The organism is Acidisphaera rubrifaciens HS-AP3 (assembly GCF_000964365.1).
Taxonomy (GTDB): Bacteria; Pseudomonadota; Alphaproteobacteria; order Acetobacterales; family Acetobacteraceae; genus Acidisphaera; species Acidisphaera rubrifaciens.
Window position 1 is genome coordinate 1 of record NZ_BANB01000423.1, and the last position, 1,350, is coordinate 1,350.

The window sequence follows — 1,350 nt, forward strand, 5'->3', positions numbered from 1 at the left end:
GGCTGCGCGGGCTGTATGTCGCCGGCGGCAGCGCACACCCCGGCGCGGGCGTGCCGATGGCGGCGCTGTCCGGCCGGCTTGCCGCCGCCGCCGTGATCGCCGACCTCCGATGAACCCGCGCGATTTCAGCGCGCCGGTCCCGGCTGGCGGCTATGCCTGGTGGTATGTCGATGCGGTCAGCGACGACGGCCGCTCCGGCCTCACCGTCATCGCCTTCGTCGGCAGCGTGTTCTCGCCCTATTACAGCTTCGCGCGCCGCCGCGGGCCGGTTGATCCGGAACGCCACTGCGCGGTCAACGTGGTGCTGTACGGCGAGCGCGGCCGGCGCTGGACGATGACGGAGCGCGGTGCGTCGCACCTGCACCGCACCGCGACGTCGTTCGCGCTCGGACCGAGTACGCTCGCCTGGGACGGCGACGCGCTGGTGATCGACATCGACGAGCGGGCGGCGCCGCTGCCGCGCCGCGTGCGCGGGCGCGTGCGTGTCCATCCCGGCACGCCGACGGACGCGACGTTTCACCTCGATGCCGAGCGGCGTCACCGCTGGTCGCCGATCGCGCCCTGTGCGCGGGTGGAGGTCCGTTTCGACCAGCCGGCGCTCGCGTGGGCGGGGGACGGATATTTCGACAGCAACGCCGGCAGCGTGCCGCTGGAGGACAGCTTCGACCACTGGACCTGGTCCCGCGCGCCGCTGCGCGACGGCGCCGCGATCCTGTATGACGTGCGCCGCCGCGACGGCAGCGTGCAGAACCTGAGCCTGCGCGTCGGCCGCGACGGGCGCGTTGCCGATTATGCGGCGCCGGCCGCCTGTCCGCTGCCGGGCACGCGATGGGGCATCGCGCGCGCGACGCGGGCGGAGACCCCGGGCGGGACGCGGCTGCGCACGACGCTGACGGACGCGCCGTTCTATGCGCGGTCGCTGCTGGACACGCGGATCGACGGCGAGCCGGTCATCGCCATGCACGAGGCGCTGTCGATGCGCCGCTTCGTCGCCCCCTGGGTGCAGGCGATGCTGCCGTTCCGCATGCCACGCGCATTGCGCTGACGGCCGCGCGTTCAGTCCTTGGACTTCCGCGTGTCGCGCGTCGTGCGGTTGATCGACCAGAGTTCATAGAGCAGCACGGCGAGCACGATCAGCTCGATGAGCATCCACTCGTGCGACACGAGGAAATGCATCATCGCGCCAGCTCACCGTGCGGCCGGTCGCGCTGCTCCAGCCGGTCGAACAGCTCCGCGATCCACACGATCTGCTCGCCGAGCGTGCGGGGCGGCGCCGCACGCCGCGGCGCGGGCGTGGCCGTCACCGCGTCGACGAGGAAGCGCGTCGCCTCCAGCGGCGGCACTGCGCCC

The 1,350-nt window shown here is 73.2% G+C and carries 2 protein-coding genes; one reads left to right on the forward strand and one right to left on the reverse strand.

Annotated elements, in window-relative coordinates; genetic code table 11:
• Positions 1-109 precede the first annotated feature (109 nt).
• Positions 110-1,045, forward strand: coding sequence for a carotenoid 1,2-hydratase (locus tag B8460_RS12295; RefSeq protein ID WP_048861895.1), 936 nt, complete (start codon positions 110-112; stop codon positions 1,043-1,045).
• 11 nt (positions 1,046-1,056) lie between these two features.
• On the opposite strand, the gene B8460_RS23640 is transcribed toward B8460_RS12295, so the two are convergent.
• Positions 1,057-1,179 carry a hypothetical protein gene (locus B8460_RS23640; protein ID WP_277813976.1) on the reverse strand — a complete coding sequence of 41 codons (123 nt, stop codon included), beginning with the start codon at positions 1,177-1,179 and terminating at the stop codon, positions 1,057-1,059.
• Between the last annotated feature and the right edge of the window lie 171 nt (positions 1,180-1,350).